Here is a 21,372-nt window from a genome sequence, read left to right on the forward strand (position 1 = left end):
GCGATAGGACACCGGCGTCACGGATCGCCCCGCTCCGAAATGGGACGTTACATCCACGGCGCGCAGGATGGAGAGTCCCACCCGCAGCATTTCCGGGACTGGAGTCCGGATTTCTACGGAATCTTCCGACTTCGCTCCGCTTTGGGACATTTGACCGGCGGCGCCGGTGTCACTTTGTCCCAAAGCGGAGCGGAACGCTCACCGGAAGCTCCGATCGGGTCTTGCCGGCCCCTCTATTCCATGGCCAGGCCTTCCACCGGGGAGAGCCGTGCGGCGCGGCGTGCCGGAACCACGGAGGCCAGCAGGCCGGCGGCGATGGCGACGGCCAGCACACCGGCGACCTGAAGCCACGGCAGCTGCGGCGTGACCGTGGCGAACAGTCCGAGCGCGGACTGCGCACCGAGCCACCCAAACGCGGTGCCAAGCCCGATACCGATCAGTGCCGCCACTCCGGCAATCAGCACTGCCTCGACCGCGAGCATCATCCGCAGTTGGCCCCGGGTCAGCCCCAGCGCACGCAGCAGCGACGACTCCCGGGTCCGCTCCAGTACCGACAACGACAGCGTGTTGGCCACCCCGATCAGGGCAATCAGCACCGCTACCCCCAGCAGGGCGGTGACCACGAGCAGCATGACGTCGATGATCTGGTTGAACATCGCACGCTGGACTACGGCTCCGGACACCTGGAAATCGTCAACGCCCACGGCGTCGGCCACGGCAGATCGCAGGTCCACCAGCTCGCCCGATGTCATTCCCGACTCCACGGAGAGCCAGACCTGGGGCATCCAGGCGGAACCGGCGCCGGCGCCTGAACCCGCGCTCGAGCCCGCACCCGCACCGGCACCGGAGCCTGAACCCGCACCGGCGCCTGTACCCGAACCGGCACCCGAACCCGGCGTTGCCATGGGGCCGCCCACGGTTTCGAGGACGGTCGTGCTGACCACCGGGACCATTCTTTCGGTGTCGCTGGTGACGACATCCAAGGTGACCTCGCCGTCCTCGCCGACGATGGTGACAGTTTCCTCGTTCGTCCCGTTCGGCATGATAATCGTCGAATCCGCCACTTCGACGTCCTCGTCGTTCAGCACGGCGCGGGCATCGGCTGGATCGATGGCATAGACCGGGTTGCCCGGCAGCTGCGCCTGTTCCGGTCCGCCGACCGAGCCTCCGGACGAAACCCCGGTGTCCTGCTTCTCAGTGGCGGCTGCGTCGTCAGCCCCATCCTGGATGGTTCCCGCCACCGGCAGGAGAACGGCCTGCTCCACTCCGTCGACTCGTTCGGCGGCTGTTACGGCAGCCGCATTGAGCGGCTGGTCCTGGCCGGAGGGGCCGGTGATGCTCATATCCACCGGAAAGCGTTCGTCGAGTTTGGCGTCGAAGGTGTGCTTGGCCGTTTCCGCGCCCGCCATCATCATTGTCACCAGCGTCACGCCGATCAACAGAGCCGCCGACGTCGTCGATGTCCTTCCCGGATTGCGCACCGAATTCACTGCAGCCAGCTTGCCCGGCACACCCAACGGGGCGGCGAGCCGGCCGAAGGCGGACACCACCTTGGGCACGAAGAATGATGAACACAGCAGGAACCCGAGGAAGGTCAGTGCCCCGCCGGGCACGGCAATGAGTAACTGGGACAAATATGCCCCGGAAATCAGCAGCACGGCGCCGGAGACCAGCAGGAACAGTCCGATCCCCAGCCGTACCTTCCCGCGTTTGCTGCCGACGGAGAGGTCCTCGACCGGTCGCAGCGCGGCCAGCGGCGCGACGGCGGTGGCCGACCTTGCCGGGGCGAGCGCAGCGATCAGGGTGATCAGGATTCCAACCACCATGCCGGTGATCACGGCCGAGGGCGGCACCGCCAAGGTGGCGAACCCGCTGCCCGGTAATGTCTGTGCCCAGCTGACCAGTCCGAACATCACGCCGACGGCCAGCAGCACGCCGAGTGCGGAGGAAACGAGCGCCACGACGAACGCTTCGATGAGCACCGACCGGCGGATCTGGGCCCGCCCGGCGCCAACACATCTCATCAGCGCCAGCTCCCGCGTACGTTGGGCCAGCAGTACCGAGAAGGTGTTGGCGATGACCAGCCCGGAGACCAACACCGCGATGATGGCAAACGCCAGCAGCACGACGGTGAACTGGTCGGTGCCTCCGGTCAGTTCGGCGACGTCGGCAACCACCTGTTCTTCGGCGGTGCGCACGACGACGGGTTCGCCGGACAACTTGTCCTCAACGGCGGCCACAGCCGCGTCCGGAGTTGCCCCGGGGGCCAGCGAGAGCTGGATGGCCTGCATCGTTGGCTGGACCGCCTCGCCAAGCTGTTTGAGCTGCTCGCCGGTGGCCTGGAATTGGGGTTGTGCGGCGGCGAGCGGGTTGTTGGTTGATTCGACGATCCCGGCGATCGTCACCTCGGTGCCGCCGTCGCCCTTGCCAGCCTGCGCTCCCGCCGGCTGCAGCGTCACCTGGTCGCCGACTGCGAGATTGAATTCGTCGGCCGTTGCCTGGTCAACACTGACTTGCCCGGTCGTCTCCGGCAGCTGGCCGGAGACGACATTTGTCGTCTCCAAGGCCTTCGGAGCGACACTGGTCAGTGCCGCATTGCCGGTCTCCGATCCCGTTTCGAATTCGGTGACGGCCCGCAGTTGACCGTAGCTGGCATCCACTTGGTCCAACTCTGAGACGGCGTTGAGGTCCTGGTCGGTGATGCTGGCATCGAAGTTCTCCGGGGTAATGACCACATCCGCGGCGGCGTACGATTCACCGAGGCTTTGTTTCAAGGACGCCGTCGTCGTCGCATTGACCGTCAGGGTGGCGGTCAGGAATCCGACGGCAAGCATCACGGCAAGCCCGACGGCGATGAACCGGCGGGCGTGCATTCTTACCTGGGACAGGGCTACCTGCAGCACGTTCAGCCTCCCAACTTTGCCAGGGCGGCCAGGATGTCCTCGCTGCCGGGCTCGTTGAGTTCGCCGACCAGCGCCCCGTCGTTCATCAGCACCACACGGTCGGCATAGGAAGCGGCGATCGGATCGTGGGTGACCATGATGATGGACTGTCCCATCTCCGCCGAGCTGCGACGGAGCATGGACAGCACTTCGGCGCCGACCTTCGAGTCCAGGTTGCCGGTGGGTTCGTCGCCGAAGATCACGTCCGGCCGGGTCAGCAGGGCGCGGGCGACGGCGACACGCTGCTGCTGCCCGCCGGAGAGTTCGTGCGGACGGTGGGCCAACCGGTCCTCGAGCCCGAGCGTCTGCGTGACGTGATTGAACCACTGTGTGTCAACGGTTCCGTTGGCCAGGGAGATTGGAAGGGTCATGTTCTGCTCGGCGGTCAGCGTGGGCACCAGGTTGAAGGCCTGGAACACGAATCCGACACGATCGCGGCGCAGCCTGGTTAACTGCTTGTCGTTCAGGCCGGTGATCTCGGTGTCGCCCAGCCAGATCTGGCCGGAGGTTGCACTGTCGAGGCCGGCGAGGCAGTGCATCAGGGTGGATTTACCCGATCCGGATGGGCCCATGATGGCGGTGAACTTGCCGCGGTCAAAAGTGACGTCGACGTCGTGCAGGGCGTGAACTTTGGTGTCGCCCTTGCCGTAGGTCTTGGACAGGCCTCGGGCTGCGCTCGCCGTCGTACTGGTTTGCTGCTTGTCGGCGGACGGTGTCGGCGGGGGCGACTGCGGGTTTGACGGGTGCATGCTCGATGCCGCCGCGTCGGCTGAGACTGGTGGGTTGGGCACGTCGGATTTCCTCCTGGAATCGTTGGGATACCTTCCCAATCTATTGCCGTCGCGCCGCCGGCGAATCAGGCTGGGGGCTGACCTTCGCCGGCCGGTGCGGGCCGTGGGGTCATACCAGGGGAGGAGACACGCCTCAGCCGGTCCGGACCAGGCCGGTCTCGTACGCCATCACGACCGCCTGCACCCGATCCCGTGCCTGCAGCTTTGCCAGAATGTGCCCGACATGCGTCTTCACCGTCGCCTCCGACAGGTACAGCTGTCCGGCGATTTCCGGATTCGACAGTCCCTGGGCCATCAGCACGAATACCTCGCGTTCGCGCGTGGTCAAAGTGTCCACGGCCGCCTGATGTTGGTCTTGCTCGGGGCCTGGCTGGTTCAGCAGCGGCGCCACGTGGTTGAGCAGCCGCCTGGTGGTCGACGGTGCGATCACGGCATCGCCACGATGCACGGTGCGGATTGCCTCCAGCAGTTCTTCGGGCGGCGCGTCCTTGAGCAGGAACCCGCTCGCACCGGCCTGAATTGCCGACAGCGCGTACTCATCCAGGTCGAAGGTGGTCAACACCACGATCCGCATCGCGTCCGGGGCAGGCCCAGCCGTGCTGCCGGCCCCGGCGGCACGGCGCAGCAGTTGCCGGGTTGTCTCGATCCCGTCCATCCCGGGCATCCGCACGTCCATCAGTACGACGTCGGCACGGGTGGCGGCGAGCCGTGTCACGGCCTCGGAACCGCTGCCGGCTTCGACCACGACTTCCAAGTCGGGTTGCGAGTTGATGAGCATGCCGAAGCCGCCGCGCACCAACTGCTGGTCGTCAACCAGTGCCACCCGGATCGGGGCGGAATTGTCCTCGGTCATAGAGTCCTTATCGTCAGGTCCGGTGCTTATGGTCAGTTCCCGGTGTAGGGGATCATCGCTGAAACACTGAAGCCGCCGCCGGTCTTTGGCTGCGCCGTCAACGTTCCATCGTATAGCTTGACGCGTTCAGTCATGCCGCGGATTCCTTGGCCGGGCCCGTCCCGGTTCCGATCGGCAGCTGCCCCTCTGCCGTCGTCGAACACGTCAATGGACAGGCCGCGGCCGTTCCAACGCAGTTCCACTGAAGCCTTGGCCTGCGGGCCTGCATGTTTGAGCACATTGGTCAGCGACTCCTGCACGACGCGGTAGGCGGTCAATTCGGCCCCCGTGGGCAGCGTACGCTGTGGTTCCCCGGATTGGGTGCAGTCGACCTGCAGCCCGGTTCCCCGCAGGGTCGCCACGAGATCGTCGACGTCGGCAAGGGCCGGCAGCGGGCGGGTCGAGGTTTCCTCCCCGCTGCGGAGCACACCGAGCAGCCGCCGCATTTCCCGCAGCGACGTGCGGCCGGTGTCCGCGACCGTCTCCAGCGTCCGGGCGGCGACGGCGGGATCCGCGGCCGAGGCATACCGGCCGCCGTCGGCCTGGGTAATGATGACCGACAGTGAGTGGGCCACGATGTCGTGCATCTCGCGGGCGATGTGGCTGCGTTCGTCCGCGGCCGCCAGATCGCGCTCCTGTTGTTGTTCGATCTCGAGCCGGTATGCGCGGTCCTCGAGGGCCTGCACGCGCAGCCTGCGGGTGCGGGCGAGGTCCCCGAAGGTCCAGGCGAGTACCACTATCAACTCGATCATGATGAACATCGTGATGGTGACCGTGAGCGGTATGTCCGAAGGAACCATCCTCTGCGGTGAGGTGGAGCCTGCGCCGACGAAGCCGGGACGGACCGCATAGAGGAGCGCGCCGAGCGTTCCGGCCCCAAGTCCGGCAAAGCCCGACCATCGGGGACCGTAGGCGGCCAGGGCGTGAATCATGAACGGCGCGCTCAGCAGCGCCGGCACGGGCTCCATCTGGAACAACCAGACGCCGAGGTAGACGATCACGAGCACGGCGGTGGCCGGAACAGGGTGGCTGCGGCGGAACGCGATGGGGATAATCATCGCGGCCGAAACGAGCATCAGCACCGGTTGGGACGCGGTCGGCAGCGCGAAGACGGCCAGCCAGAGCAGCATGACCAGCAGGTCGACCTTGCGGGGGTTCTGCTGAATCCAGCGGTAGATCTTTTGATGCACGCCCATGATTATGCACTGTATCGGTGGCGCGGGGCGTCATGCCGCGGGATGAGTTTGCCGCTGCCCGCCGTCGTCGTCTTCATCCCCGCTCCCGCCCGCCCCGTCCAAAAGGTGAGACATGTTGCCCGCCATGTGATCTGTCGGAATACAGTGGAACCATGAGCGAGACGATGAATCTGGCAGTCATACCCGGCGACGGCATCGGACCGGAGGTGGTCGCCGAAGCAGTAAAGGTGCTGCGGAAGGTGGCATCGGACGAGGGCGCGGAATTGAAGCTGACCGAGTACCCGCTGGGCGCCGAGCATTGGAAAGCGACGGGGAAGAGCCTGCCCGACGAGACGCTGGAGCAAATTCGCGCCCATGACGCCATCCTGTTTGGCGCGGTCGGCGCGGCCCCGGGCGACACCGCAGTCCCGTCCGGGTTGATCGAACGCGAGATGCTGCTCAAGCTCCGCTTCAGCCTCGACCACTACGTCAATCTCCGCCCATCGAAGCTCTTCTCCGGCGTGCCCGGCCCACTGGCCGATCCCGGCGCGATCGACTTCATTGTGGTGCGCGAGGGCACCGAGGGGCCGTACGTCGGCAACGGCGGTGCGCTGCGCGTGGGAACCGAGCATGAAATCGCCACGGAGGTGTCCGTCAACACCGCCCATGGTGTGGAGCGCGTGGTCCGTGACGCCTTCCGCCGTGCCAGCGAACGGCCCCGGCAGAAGCTAACGCTCGTGCACAAGCACAATGTGCTGGTCCATGCCGGCCACTTGTGGAAGCGGACAGTCGAGAAGGTCGCCGCGGAATTCCCGCAGGTGGAGCACGACTACCAGCACGTCGACGCGGCAATGATCTTCCTGGCCACCGACCCGGCGCGGTTCGACGTCATCGTCACGGACAACCTGTTCGGCGACATCATTACCGATCTCGCCGCGGCCGTGACCGGCGGAATCGGGCTGGCAGCATCCGGGAACATCAACATGGACCGGACGGCGCCGTCGATGTTTGAGCCCGTACACGGCTCGGCCCCGGATATTGCCGGGCGGCAGCAGGCGGATCCGACGGCGGCCATCCTGTCGGCTGCCCTGCTGCTGGATCATCTGGGCCACCGTGAGGCCGCCTCGCGGGTACAGCAGGCTGTCGAGGCGGACATTGCCTCGCGGGGCAGCGGACCGAGGCCGACGTCGGTGGTGGGGGACGCGATCATCGACGCCCTGTAGCCGCTGTGGTCCCCGCGGGCCTGCTGCCGGTAGCCGGGACTTGGCCCCGGACGCCGTAGCCGCCGTCGCGCACCTGCGCGACAGCCCAAGAGGTACTAGTCTTGTGGCAGAGTCGAAACCATTGCACGAAGACGTGTTGAAGTACGTGGAGGAATAATGACCGAAACCGCTACCGGCCTGGAGTTCAGCCGGCAGTTGTCCAGCAACCGCAAGACCGAAGAACAGCGCGCCGAGGTGCTCGCAGATCCCGGTTTCGGAAATCACTTCACGGACCACACCGCCGTCGTGGATTACACCGCCGGACCTGATGGACACGGTTCCTGGCACGACGCGCGGATCGAACCGTACGGGCCGATCCCGTTGGACCCTGCCGCCAGTGTGCTGCACTACGGGCAGGAAATCTTCGAGGGTATGAAGGCCTACAAGCACGACGACGGGTCGGTGTGGACCTTCCGCGCAGAGTCCAACGCCACCCGGATGAACCGCTCCGCCCGCCGCCTGGCCCTGCCGCAGCTGCCGGAAGAGACCTTCCTCGAGTCGCTGCGCCAGCTGGTTGAGGTGGACAAGGACTGGATCCCCACGGGTGAGGGCGACAGCCTCTACCTGCGTCCCTATATGTTCGCCACGGAAGCCTTCCTCGGCGTCCGACCGTCGCGGGAAGTCTCTTACCGGGTGATCGCTTCGCCGGCCGGCAACTACTTCGGCGGCGAGCTGAAGCCGGTCTCCATCTGGCTCTCCCGAAACTACGCCCGCGCCGGACGCGGCGGAACGGGCAACGCCAAATGCGGCGGCAACTATGCAGCTTCGCTTGCGCCCCAGATGGAAGCCGAAGAGCACGGCTGCAAGCAGGTGCTCTTCCTGGACCCGTTCAACGACGACGCCGTGGAGGAACTCGGCGGGATGAACGTCTTCTTCGTCTTCAAGGACGGTCGTCTGGTGACTCCCGCGCTGAGCGGCACCATCCTCGAAGGCGTCACCCGCTCCTCGGTGATCCAGCTCGGCAAGGACCGGGGACTGGACGTGCAGGAGCGCAAGATCACCATCGACGAGTGGGAAGATGGCGTGAAGTCGGGCGAAATCACCGAAGTCTTTGCCTGCGGCACCGCTGCGGTGATCACGCCGATCGGGGAGCTGAAGACCGAAAACGGCGATATCGGTTCGCCCGACGCAAAGCCCGGGGAAGTCACCATGTCGCTGCGCGAGCAGCTGCTGGGGATTCAGACCGGCAAGGCCGAGGACCCGCACGGCTGGCTGACGCGGCTCGCTTAGCCTGGCGGGCGTAGTTCCCCGGGTGGCGCGTTCCGCGGGCCTGCGTCCGGGCCTGGAGTGGTTCGAGGTTTGAGCCGATAGGCTTGGCGGCCCGGTAAACGCTGGCGTCCGGCCGCGACAATGGGTTAGCTGAGGCCGGTGGGCCCATGGCAGCATGCGCGCCGTCGGAAGTTGATCTCGAGAGTGACCGCATATCAAGATGTTGAGGAGGGATCGCATGGGCCGCAAGGGGCGAAACACGTACTATCTTGAGCTGGCCAACGGCCAGCATGAAACCGTGCATTGCACCGGACTCATTCAGGAACAGTTCACCGGCATAGGCGCTTACGCATTATTCGCCGAATTCGAAACGTCGGACGAACGGACCCTCGTGATCGGTGGCAGCAGTATTGTCTCGGCCGAAAAGCTGAACTGAGCCTGTCGGGGCGGGGCAGGTGTTCGTCCAAGCAGGACTACACTGGAGTCCAACGGCCGAAGGGGCTCAATTCACCGTTTCTTCCTGCCTGGCCGAACGCGGCGCCGCTGCAGCGTTTCGCGGATTACTGCGGCCACCCAGCGGGGCTGGAGCATGACGTGCTCCCAGCTGAACCGGAGCACGACCCAGCCACGGCGGATCAACTCGCAATCCCGAGTGTGATCGTCGTGCAGTGCCTTGCGATGACTGTGATACGCGTATCCATCCGACTCGAGGTCGATCATGCGCTCCTGATCGGCCAAATCAAGCCGATAATTCACATGCCCGTCCTTGACCTGAACCTGCGGGACGAAATCGCCGAGCCGGTTCTCAATGCAGATGGCGCGAAGCGCCGATTCGAGGGCGTTGGCCGCATGTCTGTTGGCGTGCTTTGCCACTCGGCGGACGTTGCTTGCTCCGTAGCCGCTAAACGCATGTGCTCCAGTCTGCAGATCCCGCTGGCGTACCCATCCGCTGCGCAACGCTGAGTCCGCTACGGCAAGACCATCCGGGAACGACATCGTGCTGGCGCAGTCCAGGACAGTTCTCAATGGAGTCGTAACGCGCAGCCCTGGGACAAGGCTGAGCATGGCTTCACCGTGTAAGGACCGGCGGTGAAGGCGAATACCTGGCCTGGGCTTTGCATTGGAATTGGCCGGTACGGTGACGTGAACCGCCTCGGGGAGGGATGCCACCTCAAACTTCCAATACCGTGCCGCGTCATCGTGAGACAAGACGCCGGATGTTTGCAGGGCGACGGAGTTGGCTTCAGGCAGGTCGGGGAGACCGTAGATTCCCCGACGCAAGCGAATGATGGCCCCGTTGCGGACACTATCGGTGATTAATCGCCCACTGCTGTAGATGAGGATTTCCTGGCGGGTAGTGGTTCCGTGTTTGGCTCTGAGGACGTCTTCGGGGAGGTACATACGGCGAGTCTGTTGCGTGATGGCGTGAAAACGAACCGGAGATGGCTGCTATGTGGACCGAACGAGAGAATCTTTGTCGTGTGGAGAAGAAGCAGGTGTGCGGTCAGGCAGGAGGAAATGCCGAAAACGGCGCTTTCGTCGCCCCGGATCCGGGATTGCCCTGCCTGGGCGAACATCACATCCCTGAACCAAACGTGCACGGGCGAAAACGACGGAACCGGTAGGGTGGTGTGCATGCGTATAGCCCGATTTGTAGTTGACGACGCCCCGATGTACGGCGTGGTGGAAGGGGAGCCCGGCAGCGAGGAAGTCGCCGTGGTCAATGGCGATCCGTTCTTCGGCAAGGTGGAAGTGACCGAGAAGCGCCACAAGGTCGACGACATCCGCCTTCTCGCCCCGATCATCCCCCGCAGCAAGGTCGTCGGAATAGGCCGTAACTACGCGGAACACGCCAAGGAGCTGGGCAATGAGGTGCCGCCGGCCCCGCTGATGTTTTTCAAACCAAACACGGCCGTCGTCGGCCCCGGCGATCCTGTGACCATGCCCACCTTTACCGAGGAAGTCTCCTACGAGGCCGAACTTGCAGTGGTGATCGGCCGGATCTGCAAGGATGTGCCCGCGGATCGCGTCAACGAGGTGGTTTTCGGTTACACCTGCGCCAACGACCTCACCGCCCGCGACGTGCAGCGCACGGACAACCAGTGGGCCCGCGCCAAGGGCTTCGACACGTCCTGCCCGCTCGGCCCGTGGATCGAAACGGAACTCGATACCGAGGATCTGACGGTCAGGGGCTACCTGGACGACGAACTCAAACAGGACGGCAACACCAGCCAGATGATCTGGGATGTCAAGGACCTGGTGTCCCTGGTATCGCAGGCCTTCACGCTGCTGCCCGGTGATGTGATCCTCACCGGCACGCCATCGGGTGTAGGTTTGATCACCGATGGCCAGCGCTACGAGGTGGAGATTGAAGGCATCGGCGCCTTGTCCAACCCTGTAATCCGCCGCTGAAGGCCCTGCAGCTCGGCAGCGCCGCCGGACAGATCGGTGATGCAGATGAAGTACGACGACGGCGCCGGCGCTACTGTTCGTGCATGGCCGGTCGTATTGAGACAATGAGGTAGCCGGAACCAGATGGACATTTCTGCATACTTTACGATGGGCGTCGTCCTCGCCGTCCTCGCCGGGCTGGCGTTCACCCGGCTCGCCGCTGACGTCATTCTTGTCACTGCGATGGTGACCTTGATGGTCACCGGCATCCTCACACCTCAGGAAGCGCTTGCCGGCTTCGCAAACACCGGTGTCATGACGATCGCAGTGCTGTACGTCGTCGCCACCGGTCTGAAGGAAACCGGCGCCGTGCAGTGGATTGCCAATCGCCTGCTTGGGGAGCCGAAGAACATCAAGCAGGCACAGCTGAGGTTGCTGGCTCCGACGTCCGGGCTGAGCGCTTTCATGAACAACACGACAGTCGTGGCCATGTTCATTCCCGCTATCCAGGAATGGGCCGGCAAGTTGGGACTGCCGCCGTCGAAATTGCTGTTGCCGCTCAGTTACGCCGCGGTCGTTGGTGGTACCTGTACATTGATCGGCACCAGCACCAACCTGGTGGTGGACGGGCTGCTGCAGAGCCGCAAGGATGTCTCGCTTGAGATGTTCGAGCTCGCCTGGATCGGCGTGCCGTTGGTGCTGGTAGGCGGGGCATACCTGTACTTCTTCGCCGATAAGCTGCTGCCCGACCGGGAAGGCGTTCTGGAGCAGCTGGGTTCCGCGCGGGAGTACTCGGTGGAGGTCGGTGTCGACCCCCGTGGCCCCCTCGTACGGCAGACTATCTCGTCGGCGGGTCTGCGCAGTCTGCAGCATGGCTACCTGACTGACATCGAACGTGACGGCCAGCTGATGGCGGCGGTTCCTCCCGAGACCCAACTGCAGGCAGGGGACACGTTGATGTTCATCGGCGCCCCGGAATGTGCCCGGGAGATCCGCCGGATTCGCGGGTTGATCCCGGCTGAAGGGGATGTCCATAAGCTGCAGATCGATCACCACAAACGTGAATTGGTCGAAGCTGTGATCGGGCCCGACTTCGCCGGTCTGAACCAGAGCGTCCGCGAGTCGCGATTCCGTTCCCGGTACCAAGCGGTGATCCTGTCGATTTCGCGGAACGGCGAACGGCTGCCGGGCAAGGTTGGCGATATCGAATTGCAGGTGGGGGACACGCTGCTGTTGGAGACGGGCCAGGATTTTGTGGATCAATACCGCTACCGCCGCGACTTCCTGCTGGTCAGCGCCCTGCAGGATTCGACTCCGCCAAACTTCAAGCGTGCGCCGTGGGCGCTTGGCATCCTGGCCGCCATGGTGGTCACCAGCGCCGTCGGCCTGCTCAGCATCATGCAGGCAGCCTTCCTGGCCGCGGGGGCGATGTTGATCCTTCGTTGCATGCCGTACTCCAAGGCCCGCCGTTCCATCGACCTGTCAGTGCTGATTGTCATCGCGTCGTCGTTCTCGCTGGGCGCGGCGATGACCAAGACCGGGGCGGCCGAGCAGATCGCCCAATGGCTATTGTTCAGCGAGGATCTGGCACCTTGGATCGGCCTGCTGCTCGTCTATGCCCTCACCGTGGTCTTCACGGAGCTGATCACGAACAATGCCGCGGCCGTGCTGATGTTCCCGATCAGCGTTTCGGTTGCCGCACAGCTCGATGTGTCCTTCATGCCATTCGTGATGGCCATTATGTTCGCTGCGTCCGCCAGCTTCATGACACCAATCGGCTACCAGACCAATTTGATGGTGATGGGCCCCGGTGGGTACCGGCTCACTGACTACGTCAGGCTCGGCGGGCCGCTCACCGTACTGGTGGGCGCCACCGTGGTGCTGCTGGTGCCATTGGTGTGGAGCTTCTGACCGCTCGATTGGTGTCGCTGGATTAGACTGGGAAGATCATGACTGAATCTGACTCCGCCTCCGCCGTCACGCCCACCGTCACCGACGACACCCCTGTCCGGGTGCGGTTTTGCCCCTCTCCCACGGGCACTCCGCACGTCGGGCTGATCCGCACGGCGCTGTTCAACTGGGCCTATGCCCGACACACCGGTGGCACCTTCATCTTCCGTGTCGAGGACACCGACGCTGCCCGCGACAGCGAGGAAAGCTACCACCAGATGCTGGACGGGCTGAAGTGGCTGGGCATCGACTGGGACGAGGGCGTTGAGGTCGGCGGTCCGGACGAACCCTATCGACAGTCCGAGCGCGCGGACATCTACCAGGAGGTGATCGGCAAGCTCAAGGCCGCCGGGCACATCTATGAGTCGTATTCCACGCCGGAGGAGGTCGAAGAGCGTCACCGGGCTGCCGGCCGCGACGTCAAGCTCGGCTACGACAACTATGACCGCGACCTGACTCACGAACAGATCGCCGGCTTCCGGGCCGAGGGCCGCGAGGCCGTGCTGCGGCTGCGGATGCCCGACGACGACGTTTCCTTCACCGACGCCGTCCGTGGCGACATCACCTTCAAGGCCGGCACGGTGCCCGACTTCGCCGTCGTCCGCGCCAACGGCAAGCCGCTCTACACGCTGGTCAACCCGGTCGACGATGCCCTGATGCGGGTCACCCACGTGCTGCGGGGCGAAGACCTGCTCTCCTCCACGCCGCGCCAGATCGCGCTCTACCGGGCCCTGCTCGACGTCGGCGTCGCACAATACATTCCGCAGTTCGGCCACCTGCCCTACGTGATGGGGGCGGGCAACAAGAAGCTGTCCAAGCGGGACCCCGAATCCAACATCTTCCTGCACCGCGAACGCGGATTTATCCCTGAAGGGCTGCTGAACTACCTGTCGTTGCTGGGCTGGTCCCTCTCGGCCGACGAGGATATCTTCACCGTTGAGCAACTGATCGAAAAGTTCGACGTCCACGATGTGCTGGGCAATCCGGCCCGGTTCGATATCAAGAAGGCTGAGGCGATCAACGGAACCCATGTGCGGATGCTTGACGGTGCCGACTTCCGTCACCGTCTGATCCCGTACCTGCAGGACGCCGGCATCCTGGGCGAAGCGCTCAGCCCGCGCCAGGAAGAGATCCTCACCGAAGCGGCGCCGCTGATCCAGGAGCGGATTGCCCTGCTGGGGGAGGCGCCCCATATGCTCAGTTTCCTCTTCGCCGAAGACGAGGACATTGTGGTTGCCGACGACGCGCTGAAGGGTATGCCGGAGAATCTCACCGAGGCGCTCGACGCGGCCATCGCCGTGCTGGAGCCGGTACAGCTGTGGACCGCCGAAACCGTGCAGGAGGCGCTCCGCCGGGCGCTGGTCGACGAGCTCGGGCTGAAGCCGCGCAAGGCCTTCGGACCGGTCCGCACCGCAGTATCCGGGCAGCGCATCTCGCCGCCGTTGTTCGAATCCATGGTGATCCTGGGCAAGGAATCCTCGCTCAACCGGATCCGGGCGTTCCGCAACGCGTCGGCGTCCTAAATGTCCACATCGGAAAATCCCTCGCCGGCCGGCCGTGTCGACGGGGTGCTCTTCGACATCGACGACACCCTGGTCGACCTGGAAACGGCAATGGACAAGACACTGCGCCATGTCAGCGCCGAGCACGCGCCGGGGTTGGCCGAGCATGAATGGGCGGAGTACACCCGGCTGTACTCCAAGGATCCGCTGGGCCACTATGATCGATTCCTCTCCGGTGAATTGAGTTTCGTGGAGCAGCGGCTGGAGCGCATCCAGCACGCCCAGGAATGGGTCCATGGCACGTTGCTCGACTACGAATCGATGATGGCGTGGAACAAGGCGTACGAGCGGACGTTGCCGGTCCATTTCGCGCCGTTCGATGACGTCGCACGGGCACTGGACGCACTGGAGGACGCCGGCATTGGCTACGGCGCCGTGAGCAATAACGTGGAGGAGTACCAGCGGATCAAGCTGGACAAGGCCGGGCTGAGGCGGGTCGAGGTGCTGGTAGGGACCGACGCGGTGGGGTGTCCCAAACCGGACCCGCGGATTTTCCACGAAGGTGCCCGTCAGCTGGGCACCGCCCCGGAACGGACCATGTACGTGGGCGACAACCTGGTGGTCGATGCCGAAGGCGCCGAAGCCGCCGGGCTGGCGGGGGTGTGGCTGAAGCGGCCCGAAGCGTATGGGACGCCGGGGCCGAAGGATAGGGAGTACGACGGCGTGACCGTCGGGTCGCTGGATGAATTGCTGCCGCTGCTCGGGTTGGGGTAGGGGTCTGGTGAGCCGGGTGGCGCCCGGATTGCGTGCCCGGCTGGCGCCCGGATTGCGGATGAGGTGCCCAGTGTGCCGTGCCCCGGGGTCTGTCCGTCTTTCGGGCCGTGGATCGGTTCGGCCGGGGAGTATAACTCGGCGTTTCGATGCACTAATGCCCGGTTTTGGCGGTTTTGTACTCCCGGGCCGAACACGCAAAGCCCCGGCCAGCAAACCGCAACCTGGCTGGGGCCCCGACGCCGGCAAGGCCCCGATCCCGCCCATGCCGGGCTTACGCGTCGGTTCCGGGAACCGGCGATCCCTCGTTTTGAACCCGTGCAACTCATCGGGTAATGTTGGGTGTCGGCGCTTGAGGGTGCGGAGCGGCAGAAATTGCCTGCCGGGACGGATCCACGTGTCATTGGGGTATGGTGTAATCGGCAACACACTGGTTTCTGGTACCAACATTCTAGGTTCGAGTCCTGGTACCCCAGCGCTTCATTTTCGGTCTGGAACGGTCGGAAATGGCATGCGCCACTCGATTGGCGTGGGCAACAGGCTGTGTGTAATACTCGTTTAGCTTGTTGAGCAAAGCTCAGTACGGCCCCATCGTATAGCGGCCTAGTACGCCGCCCTCTCACGGCGGTAACGCGGGTTCGAATCCCGCTGGGGTCACGAGCAAGAACCTCCGGTCCATCAGGGTCGGAGGTTTTTCCTTTCCCCCCTCAGGCCCCTTCTACATGGACCTCGCCGAAGGGAACCGACTCCGAGACCAGCGCCTGATGCTCGGACGGCACTCCCCGGATCAGCACCCCGAAGTCGCCCTGCGCCGCCGACTGCTCGAAGACCGGGAAGAATGCTTCGCGCTCCGCCGGGTCAAGAGTGTCCATAAATTCCGTGTACTTTCTGGGTAACTCAATCATGTGCCCAGCATAGGCATGAAGGGTCCAGTGTGGAACAGGCCGGGTGGAATAGGGGATATGTCCGGTCCGGGCTGGCATCATGGGCAGGGTGAATTCTTCAACGGCGACCGTGCCACCGGACGACGACGGGCCCTTGGCCACGCTGGGCGCTGCGCGGCAGCTGCTCGAGGAGACGAAGCTGCCGTTGGAGCTGCCCGGCGCACAGGCATCCCGTGACGATGTCCGGGACGCCGTCGCCCAGCTGGATGACTATGTGCTTCCCCGCTACCGAAGCCTTGACGCACCGCTGCTCGCCGTCGTCGGCGGTTCCACAGGGGCCGGCAAATCCACGCTGGTCAACGCGCTGGTGGGCAGACCCGTAACCCGCACCGGCGCCATTCGACCCACCACACGGCAGCCGATCCTGGTGCACCATCCCGATGACCGCGGCTGGTTTTCAGGGCAGCGGATCCTGCCCAATCTCAGCCGCATCACCCCGGCACTCGGCGGCATCGGCGACGGCGGCAGGGCAGCCGAGGCTGGCGGCAGCAGCGGCATCGACGACGGCGGCAAGGCAGCTGAGGCGGGCGGTGGCCTCCACGACGGGGCCATCACCTCTCTGGTGATGCTGGGCGAAGATACCGTCCCGCCCGGCGTGGCCATCCTCGACGCCCCCGATATCGACTCGATCGCCGACGAAAATCGCCGGCTGGCCGGACAGCTGCTGGCGGCCGCCGACCTGTGGCTGTTCGTCACCACTGCCAACCGCTATGCCGACGCCGTGCCGTGGAAGCTGCTGCTTGACGCGGCCGGGCGGGACATCACCGTCGCGGTCGTGCTGGACCGGGTGCCGTCCGGGGTGGAGGATGAGGTGGAGACCGACCTTCGGTCGCTGTTGAATGCCCAGGGGCTGAGTGGTGCAGACGTGTTCCTGGTTGGTGAGTCGAGCCTGGACGAACGGGGGATGCTGCCGGATGCCGCCATCCTGCCGGTGCGCGAATGGCTGCAGGGGCTGGCCGCCGACGCCACATCCCGCGCCGGGATCGCCCGCCGCACGCTGCACGGCGCGGTGCGCTCCCTGGGCGGACGGGTCGCCGGCATTGCCGAGGCGCAGCGGGCACAGTACGACGCCGGCGAGCGGCTGGCCGCCGATGTCCGGGAGGCCTACGACGCGGCCACATCGAGGGTGCTGGATGCCACCAGGGACGGCACCCTGCTGCGCGGCGAGGTGCTCGCCCGCTGGCAGGACTTTGTGGGCACCGGCGATTTTTTCCGCAGCGTGGAGACCAATATCGGCCGGTTCCGGGACCGGGTCGGGGCGTTCCTCACCGGCCGGCCGGCACCGGCGGTCCGCGTGGAGACGGCCATCGAAACGGGCGTGCAGGCGGTAATCGTCGACGAGGCGGCCAAGGCGGCCGAAGATGCGCACCAGCGGTGGCGCAATGACCCTGCGGGACGTCACCTGATCGGAGCGGAGGACCTCTCCCGGCCCGGTGCAGGCTTGTCGGAAAAGGTCGCGGCGGAGATCCGCGCCTGGCAGGGGGACCTGATGGAGCTGATCCGTGACGAGGGCCAGGACAAGCGGTTCAAGGCACGGATGATGTCCTTCGGGGTGAACGGGCTGGGCGTGGTGCTGATGGTTGTCGTCTTTGCCTCCACAGCCGGCCTGACCGGCCTTGAGGTCGGCATCGCTGGTGGGTCCGCCGTCGTCGGGCAGAAGCTGCTCGAAGCAATATTTGGCGAGGATGCAGTGCGGAGGCTGGCTCAGAATGCGCGCCGGAACCTCAAGGAGCGCTGTGAGAATGTGCTCGCCGCCGAGTCCCGCCGCTTCCTGGACCGGTTGCCGGAGCTGCCGGACGGCGCGGCCCGCGACTTGGACCGCCAGGCCAAGGTGCTGCAGAAACTGGGGGCGGAGGCATGAGCCGGCATCGCAGCAAGGCCGAACAGTCCAGTCTGAACGAGCGATTGTCCGCGCTCAACGAAGCCCGCGAACTCGCCGAAGGACGGCTGCCCGACGCGGCATTGGCCGAGGTTGGTGATGTGCTCGACCGGGCCGCGTCGCGGAGGTCGTTGTCCGCCAACCACACCGTGGTGGGCTTTTTCGGAGCGACCGGCAGCGGGAAATCGTCGCTGTTCAACGCCGTCACGGGCACCGGTGCCGCCACAGTCGCCGCCCGCCGGCCCACCACCGCTGAACCGCTCGCGGCGGTGTGGGGCAGTGAGGGGAGTGAGCCGCTGCTGGACTGGCTCAATGTCAGTCAACGGCACTGGATGGACGACGACGGCGGGCCGGGAGAGCGGGGCGAGCCGGGTACGGCGGGGGAGCGGCGTGCAAAGCCGGCGGTCGTGCAGCGAGCCCCAAAGCCGGCGCGAAACCGGCGTGCAAAGCCGGGCGCGACCGGAGGACGGCCACGCCGGCCCGACACCAACGCACCCGGGCACTTGATCCTGCTCGACCTGCCCGATTTCGATTCGACCGCGGCCGAACACCGCCAAATCGTCGAGAAGATGGCCGGACAGGTGGATGTGCTGGTCTGGGTGATGGACCCGCAAAAGTACGCTGACGCCGCCGTGCATTACGGCTTCCTCCGGCCGCTGGCGTCGCACGGCGCCGTCACGCTTGTGGTGCTCAATCAAGTGGACCGGCTGCACGGCGAGGAGGTGGACCAGGTGGTCGGCTCGCTGCGCGGACTGCTCGCACAGGACGGGCTCACGGGTGCGGAAGTCCATCTGGTCTCAGCGGTCACCGGCACCGGCATCGACGGACTGCGGGAGACGATCCAGCAGGTCACCGCACGTCGGGAGGCGGCCGCACAACGCCTCGCCGCCGACGTCGAACGTGCCGCCGGAACTCTTTCCGCCGCTTCCGCCGACAGCACCGCTGGCAGCACCACCGACAGCACCGGCCCGGAGCATCCCGCTGCCGGCAACGGCACCACCGGCACGGCCGAAGCAGGCAAGCGCGAGCGGCAACAGCTCGTGGACGGCCTCGCGAAGGCCGCCCGCGTGGAATCGGTGGTCGACGCCGTCGCCGGTTCCTATCGCCGTCGTGCCCGTGCCAGAACCGGATGGCCGGTCACTCGCTGGCTGGGCAGGTTCCGCCCCGATCCACTGCGCCGGCTCAACCTGGGCCGCGACGACGTCGTCCCCGAGGTGAACCGCAGTTCCTTGCCTGAGCAGGGAGCCGCGCAGCGTGCGCAGGCTGATTCGGCGGTCCGCGACTATGCAGACGCTGTCGGCAGCGGCGCGGCAGAGCCGTGGCGTGCCTCCATCCGCCGGGCGGCGGCGGAATCGCGGGAGCACCTTCCCGACGCCCTGGACCAGGCAGTGGCCGGCACCGACCTCCGGGCCGGCAAGGGGTCCTGGTGGTGGCCGTTAGTCGGGCTGCTCCAGTGGCTCGGACTGGCTGCCGCCGTCGTCGGGGCCGGCTGGCTCGGATGTCTCGCGGTGATGGGATACCTCCAGTTGACGGTGGCGGAGCCGCCCGCGGTCGAAGGGTTCCCGCTGCCGACCCTGCTGCTGCTCGGCGGAATCGTGCTGGGTATCCTGCTGGCGCTGATCGCCGCGGTGCTGGCCCGGCTCACTGCCCGCCGCAGGGCCAAGCAGGCCCGACGACGGCTGCTCGCTGCCGTGAGGAAGGTGGCCGAGGTGCACGTCATGGGTCCTGTCCAGGCGGAGGCGGAGGCACTGAGGAGCTTCAACGACGCGTTGGCGCGGGCCACGGCGTCCTGAATGTGCGGGCGGCGTCTGCTACTCTCCCAACATGACTTCAGAAGCGTTTGTGCCGGCCGGGTTTGAGCCGCCGACGTCGTTGGTCACCGATCGGTTCCGCCTTGAGCCGCTGGGGCCACAGCACAACGAGGCCGACCACGCGGCCTGGAGTTCGAGCATTGAGCACATCCGGACGACTCCGGGCTACCCGGACGGCAACTGGCCGCCGCTGGGCGGGATGACGCTCGAGGCCAACCTTGCCGACCTGCGCCGCCATGCCGCGGACTTCGCAGCCGGTACGGGGTTCACCTTCACCGTTCTGAACCCGGCCGACGGCGACGTCATCGGCTGTGTCTATTTGTATCCGGCGGCCTCGGCAGACCATGACGTGGAGGTCCAGTCGTGGGTGCGGGCCGATCGGGCCGAGCTCGACATCCCGCTGGCCGACGCGCTCGAGGCCTGGCTTGCCGCCGAGTGGCCGTGGGAGCGCGTCGACCGCTGCGGCCGATGAGCAGCGTCCGGCTCGCCGTATCCTGGCGCCTTAGGCTGATCCCGCGTCGGCCACCTTGTGCAGCGTCCTCAGATTCCGGGTGGTGGTTGCTTTTTTGAATTTGGGTTTGTTGGATAGTTTATTGATTGGTGAATCCAGGGTTTCCCCCACACGCACCTGCCAGGCGATGGCTTCGGGCCCCAGCCGCGTCTGGTTCTGATTCTGCTCCCCGCCGGCCAGCCGGTACAGCTCGTCGAGCACCGCCGGATCAGAGGAAAGGGTGACGTAAGAGTGGAACTCCTTCGAATCGGCAGGGTAGGGGGAAGCGGCGATAAACTCATTCACCCGCTCCAAGGTCAGCACTACGACCCAGGCCTCGTAGCCAAAGTGCATCCGCAGGCACCCTTCCACCAGGGTCTTCACCTCGGCCATGTCCGCGTCGGAGTCGCAGACGATATTTCCGGTGGCGAGCACAGTGGAGACGTTCTCCAGCGGCAGGGTCTCGACGGCCTCGCGCAGGTCGACCATCTTGATTTTGGCTCCGCCAACGTTGATTCCCCGCAGGAAGACCGCATAAGTGCTCATGAATGCACCCTAGCTTCTCCGGGTGGTGTCCTGTCGATGCAGCTCGTGGGTTGTGCGGCGCCCCCGGGCCTAATCTGTCACCTTCCGCAGCGCTTCGCTGAGGATCCGCGCGGAGTTGCAGACGACGTCGGCATACAGCCGGCCGGGCTGCCGGGTGAGCCGTTCCATCGGACCGGAAATTGAAACCGCGGCGATCACCCGTCCCGACGGGCCGCGCACCGGGGCCGATACGGAAGCGACACCCGGCTCCCGTTCGCCGAGGCTCTGTGCCCATCCCCGCCGTCGTACTCCCGCCAGCACTGTGGGAGTGAAACGGGCATTGGTGAGGCCTTCGAGCAGCCGGTCGTGATCCTCCCAGGCCAGCAGCACCTGGGCGGCGGACCCGCCCTTCATGGACAGTTGGGTGCCCACCGGAATCGTGTCGCGGAGTCCGGAGGGACGTTCGGCGGTGGCCACACAGATCCGCGAGTCACCCTGGCGGCGGAAGATCTGGGCGCTCTCGCCGGTCGCATCGCGCAACTGCAGCAGCACCGGCCCCGACGCCGCCGTGAGGCGGTCTTCTCCGGCCGCCGACGCCAGCTCACCCAGCCGGTTGCCCAGGATGAACCGGCCCTGGATGTCGCGGCTGACCATCCGGTGGTGCACCAGCGCCAGTGCGAGCCGGTGCACTGTCGGGCGGGCAAGACCGGTGCTCGTCACCAACTGGGTTAACGACGCCGGGCCGGACTCCAGAGCGTCGAGCACCATAGTTGCTTTATCGATGACGCCGACTCCACTAGAATTGTCCATAGAATGATACTGCCGTCTCAATATTTGA

General features: G+C 65.6%; 18 protein-coding genes and 2 tRNA genes. 12 read left to right on the forward strand and 8 right to left on the reverse strand.

The annotated features are described in order from the left end of the window. Window positions 1-233: 233 nt before the first annotated feature. The 4 genes from H535_RS0101355 to H535_RS0101370 all read right to left on the reverse strand — a co-directional run bounded on the left by H535_RS0101355 (window position 234) and on the right by H535_RS0101370 (window position 5,821). Window positions 234-2,903: an ABC transporter permease gene (locus H535_RS0101355; protein WP_026818120.1), complete on the reverse strand. Its 2,670-nt coding sequence runs from the start codon at window positions 2,901-2,903 to the stop codon at window positions 234-236. Between the two features lie 2 nt (window positions 2,904-2,905). Continuing rightward, complete coding sequence (locus tag H535_RS22795) at window positions 2,906-3,691, reverse strand: ABC transporter ATP-binding protein (protein ID WP_051298385.1); 786 nt, start codon at window positions 3,689-3,691, stop codon at window positions 2,906-2,908. Between the two features lie 175 nt (window positions 3,692-3,866). After that, window positions 3,867-4,586 carry a response regulator gene (locus tag H535_RS0101365; RefSeq protein ID WP_026818121.1) on the reverse strand — a complete coding sequence of 240 codons (720 nt, stop codon included), beginning with the start codon at window positions 4,584-4,586 and terminating at the stop codon, window positions 3,867-3,869. 32 nt (window positions 4,587-4,618) lie between these two features. Beyond that, window positions 4,619-5,821: a sensor histidine kinase gene (locus H535_RS0101370; RefSeq protein ID WP_026818122.1), complete on the reverse strand. Its 1,203-nt coding sequence runs from the start codon at window positions 5,819-5,821 to the stop codon at window positions 4,619-4,621. A gap of 152 nt (window positions 5,822-5,973) precedes the next feature. Between H535_RS0101370 and H535_RS0101375 the strand changes: the two genes are divergently transcribed. From H535_RS0101375 to H535_RS0101385, 3 genes are all read left to right on the forward strand, one after another. After that, complete coding sequence (locus tag H535_RS0101375) at window positions 5,974-7,023, forward strand: 3-isopropylmalate dehydrogenase (protein ID WP_026818123.1); 1,050 nt, start codon at window positions 5,974-5,976, stop codon at window positions 7,021-7,023. Between the two features lie 156 nt (window positions 7,024-7,179). Next, complete coding sequence (locus H535_RS0101380; protein ID WP_026818124.1) at window positions 7,180-8,292, forward strand: branched-chain amino acid aminotransferase; 1,113 nt, start codon at window positions 7,180-7,182, stop codon at window positions 8,290-8,292. A 217-nt stretch (window positions 8,293-8,509) separates the two neighbouring features. After that, on the forward strand, window positions 8,510-8,707 hold the full coding sequence (locus H535_RS0101385; protein WP_026818125.1) for a hypothetical protein: 198 nt from the start codon (window positions 8,510-8,512) through the stop codon (window positions 8,705-8,707). Between the two features lie 71 nt (window positions 8,708-8,778). On the opposite strand, the gene H535_RS29530 is transcribed toward H535_RS0101385, so the two are convergent. Then, complete coding sequence (locus H535_RS29530; RefSeq protein WP_211236496.1) at window positions 8,779-9,144, reverse strand: endonuclease domain-containing protein; 366 nt, start codon at window positions 9,142-9,144, stop codon at window positions 8,779-8,781. Between the two features lie 762 nt (window positions 9,145-9,906). On the opposite strand from H535_RS29530, the gene H535_RS0101395 reads away from it, so the two are divergent. The 6 genes from H535_RS0101395 to H535_RS0101420 all read left to right on the forward strand — a co-directional run bounded on the left by H535_RS0101395 (window position 9,907) and on the right by H535_RS0101420 (window position 15,542). Further along, a complete protein-coding gene (locus H535_RS0101395; protein ID WP_026818126.1) occupies window positions 9,907-10,683 on the forward strand; it encodes a fumarylacetoacetate hydrolase family protein in 777 nt (258 codons plus the stop codon). A 123-nt stretch (window positions 10,684-10,806) separates the two neighbouring features. Further along, entirely contained in the window at window positions 10,807-12,573 is a 1,767-nt protein-coding gene (locus H535_RS0101400) for an SLC13 family permease (protein ID WP_026818127.1), read from the forward strand. 38 nt (window positions 12,574-12,611) lie between these two features. Further along, window positions 12,612-14,135: a glutamate--tRNA ligase gene (gene gltX, locus H535_RS0101405; protein ID WP_026818128.1), complete on the forward strand. Its 1,524-nt coding sequence runs from the start codon at window positions 12,612-12,614 to the stop codon at window positions 14,133-14,135. Then, entirely contained in the window at window positions 14,136-14,888 is a 753-nt protein-coding gene (locus tag H535_RS22805; protein ID WP_035767913.1) for an HAD family hydrolase, read from the forward strand. A 401-nt stretch (window positions 14,889-15,289) separates the two neighbouring features. After that, window positions 15,290-15,361, forward strand: a tRNA-Gln gene (locus H535_RS0101415). A gap of 108 nt (window positions 15,362-15,469) precedes the next feature. Continuing rightward, a tRNA-Glu gene (locus tag H535_RS0101420) sits at window positions 15,470-15,542 on the forward strand. Between the two features lie 50 nt (window positions 15,543-15,592). Here H535_RS0101420 and H535_RS22810 read toward each other — a convergent pair. Further along, on the reverse strand, window positions 15,593-15,790 hold the full coding sequence (locus H535_RS22810; RefSeq protein WP_035767915.1) for a hypothetical protein: 198 nt from the start codon (window positions 15,788-15,790) through the stop codon (window positions 15,593-15,595). Window positions 15,791-15,869: 79 nt separating this feature from the next. Between H535_RS22810 and H535_RS0101430 the strand changes: the two genes are divergently transcribed. From H535_RS0101430 to H535_RS0101440, 3 genes are read left to right on the forward strand one after another with little or no spacing between them, the layout of a single operon-like run. Next, a complete protein-coding gene (locus tag H535_RS0101430; RefSeq protein WP_051298303.1) occupies window positions 15,870-17,690 on the forward strand; it encodes a dynamin family protein in 1,821 nt (606 codons plus the stop codon). Next, the gene (locus H535_RS0101435; protein ID WP_026818130.1) at window positions 17,687-19,501 is read left to right on the forward strand and encodes a GTPase family protein; all 1,815 of its coding nucleotides are present in this window, start codon (window positions 17,687-17,689) and stop codon (window positions 19,499-19,501) included. The genes H535_RS0101430 and H535_RS0101435 overlap by 4 nt, the downstream gene beginning before the upstream one ends. A gap of 31 nt (window positions 19,502-19,532) precedes the next feature. After that, a complete protein-coding gene (locus H535_RS0101440; protein WP_026818131.1) occupies window positions 19,533-19,991 on the forward strand; it encodes a GNAT family N-acetyltransferase in 459 nt (152 codons plus the stop codon). Window positions 19,992-20,021: 30 nt separating this feature from the next. On the opposite strand, the gene H535_RS0101445 is transcribed toward H535_RS0101440, so the two are convergent. Continuing rightward, complete coding sequence (locus H535_RS0101445; RefSeq protein WP_026818132.1) at window positions 20,022-20,555, reverse strand: DUF1697 domain-containing protein; 534 nt, start codon at window positions 20,553-20,555, stop codon at window positions 20,022-20,024. Between the two features lie 69 nt (window positions 20,556-20,624). Further along, a complete protein-coding gene (locus H535_RS0101450) occupies window positions 20,625-21,344 on the reverse strand; it encodes an IclR family transcriptional regulator (RefSeq protein ID WP_026818133.1) in 720 nt (239 codons plus the stop codon). Between the last annotated feature and the right edge of the window lie 28 nt (window positions 21,345-21,372).

The sequence above is a fragment of the Arthrobacter castelli DSM 16402 genome (assembly GCF_000430705.1).
Lineage (GTDB): Bacteria > Actinomycetota > Actinomycetes > Actinomycetales > Micrococcaceae > Arthrobacter_C > Arthrobacter_C castelli.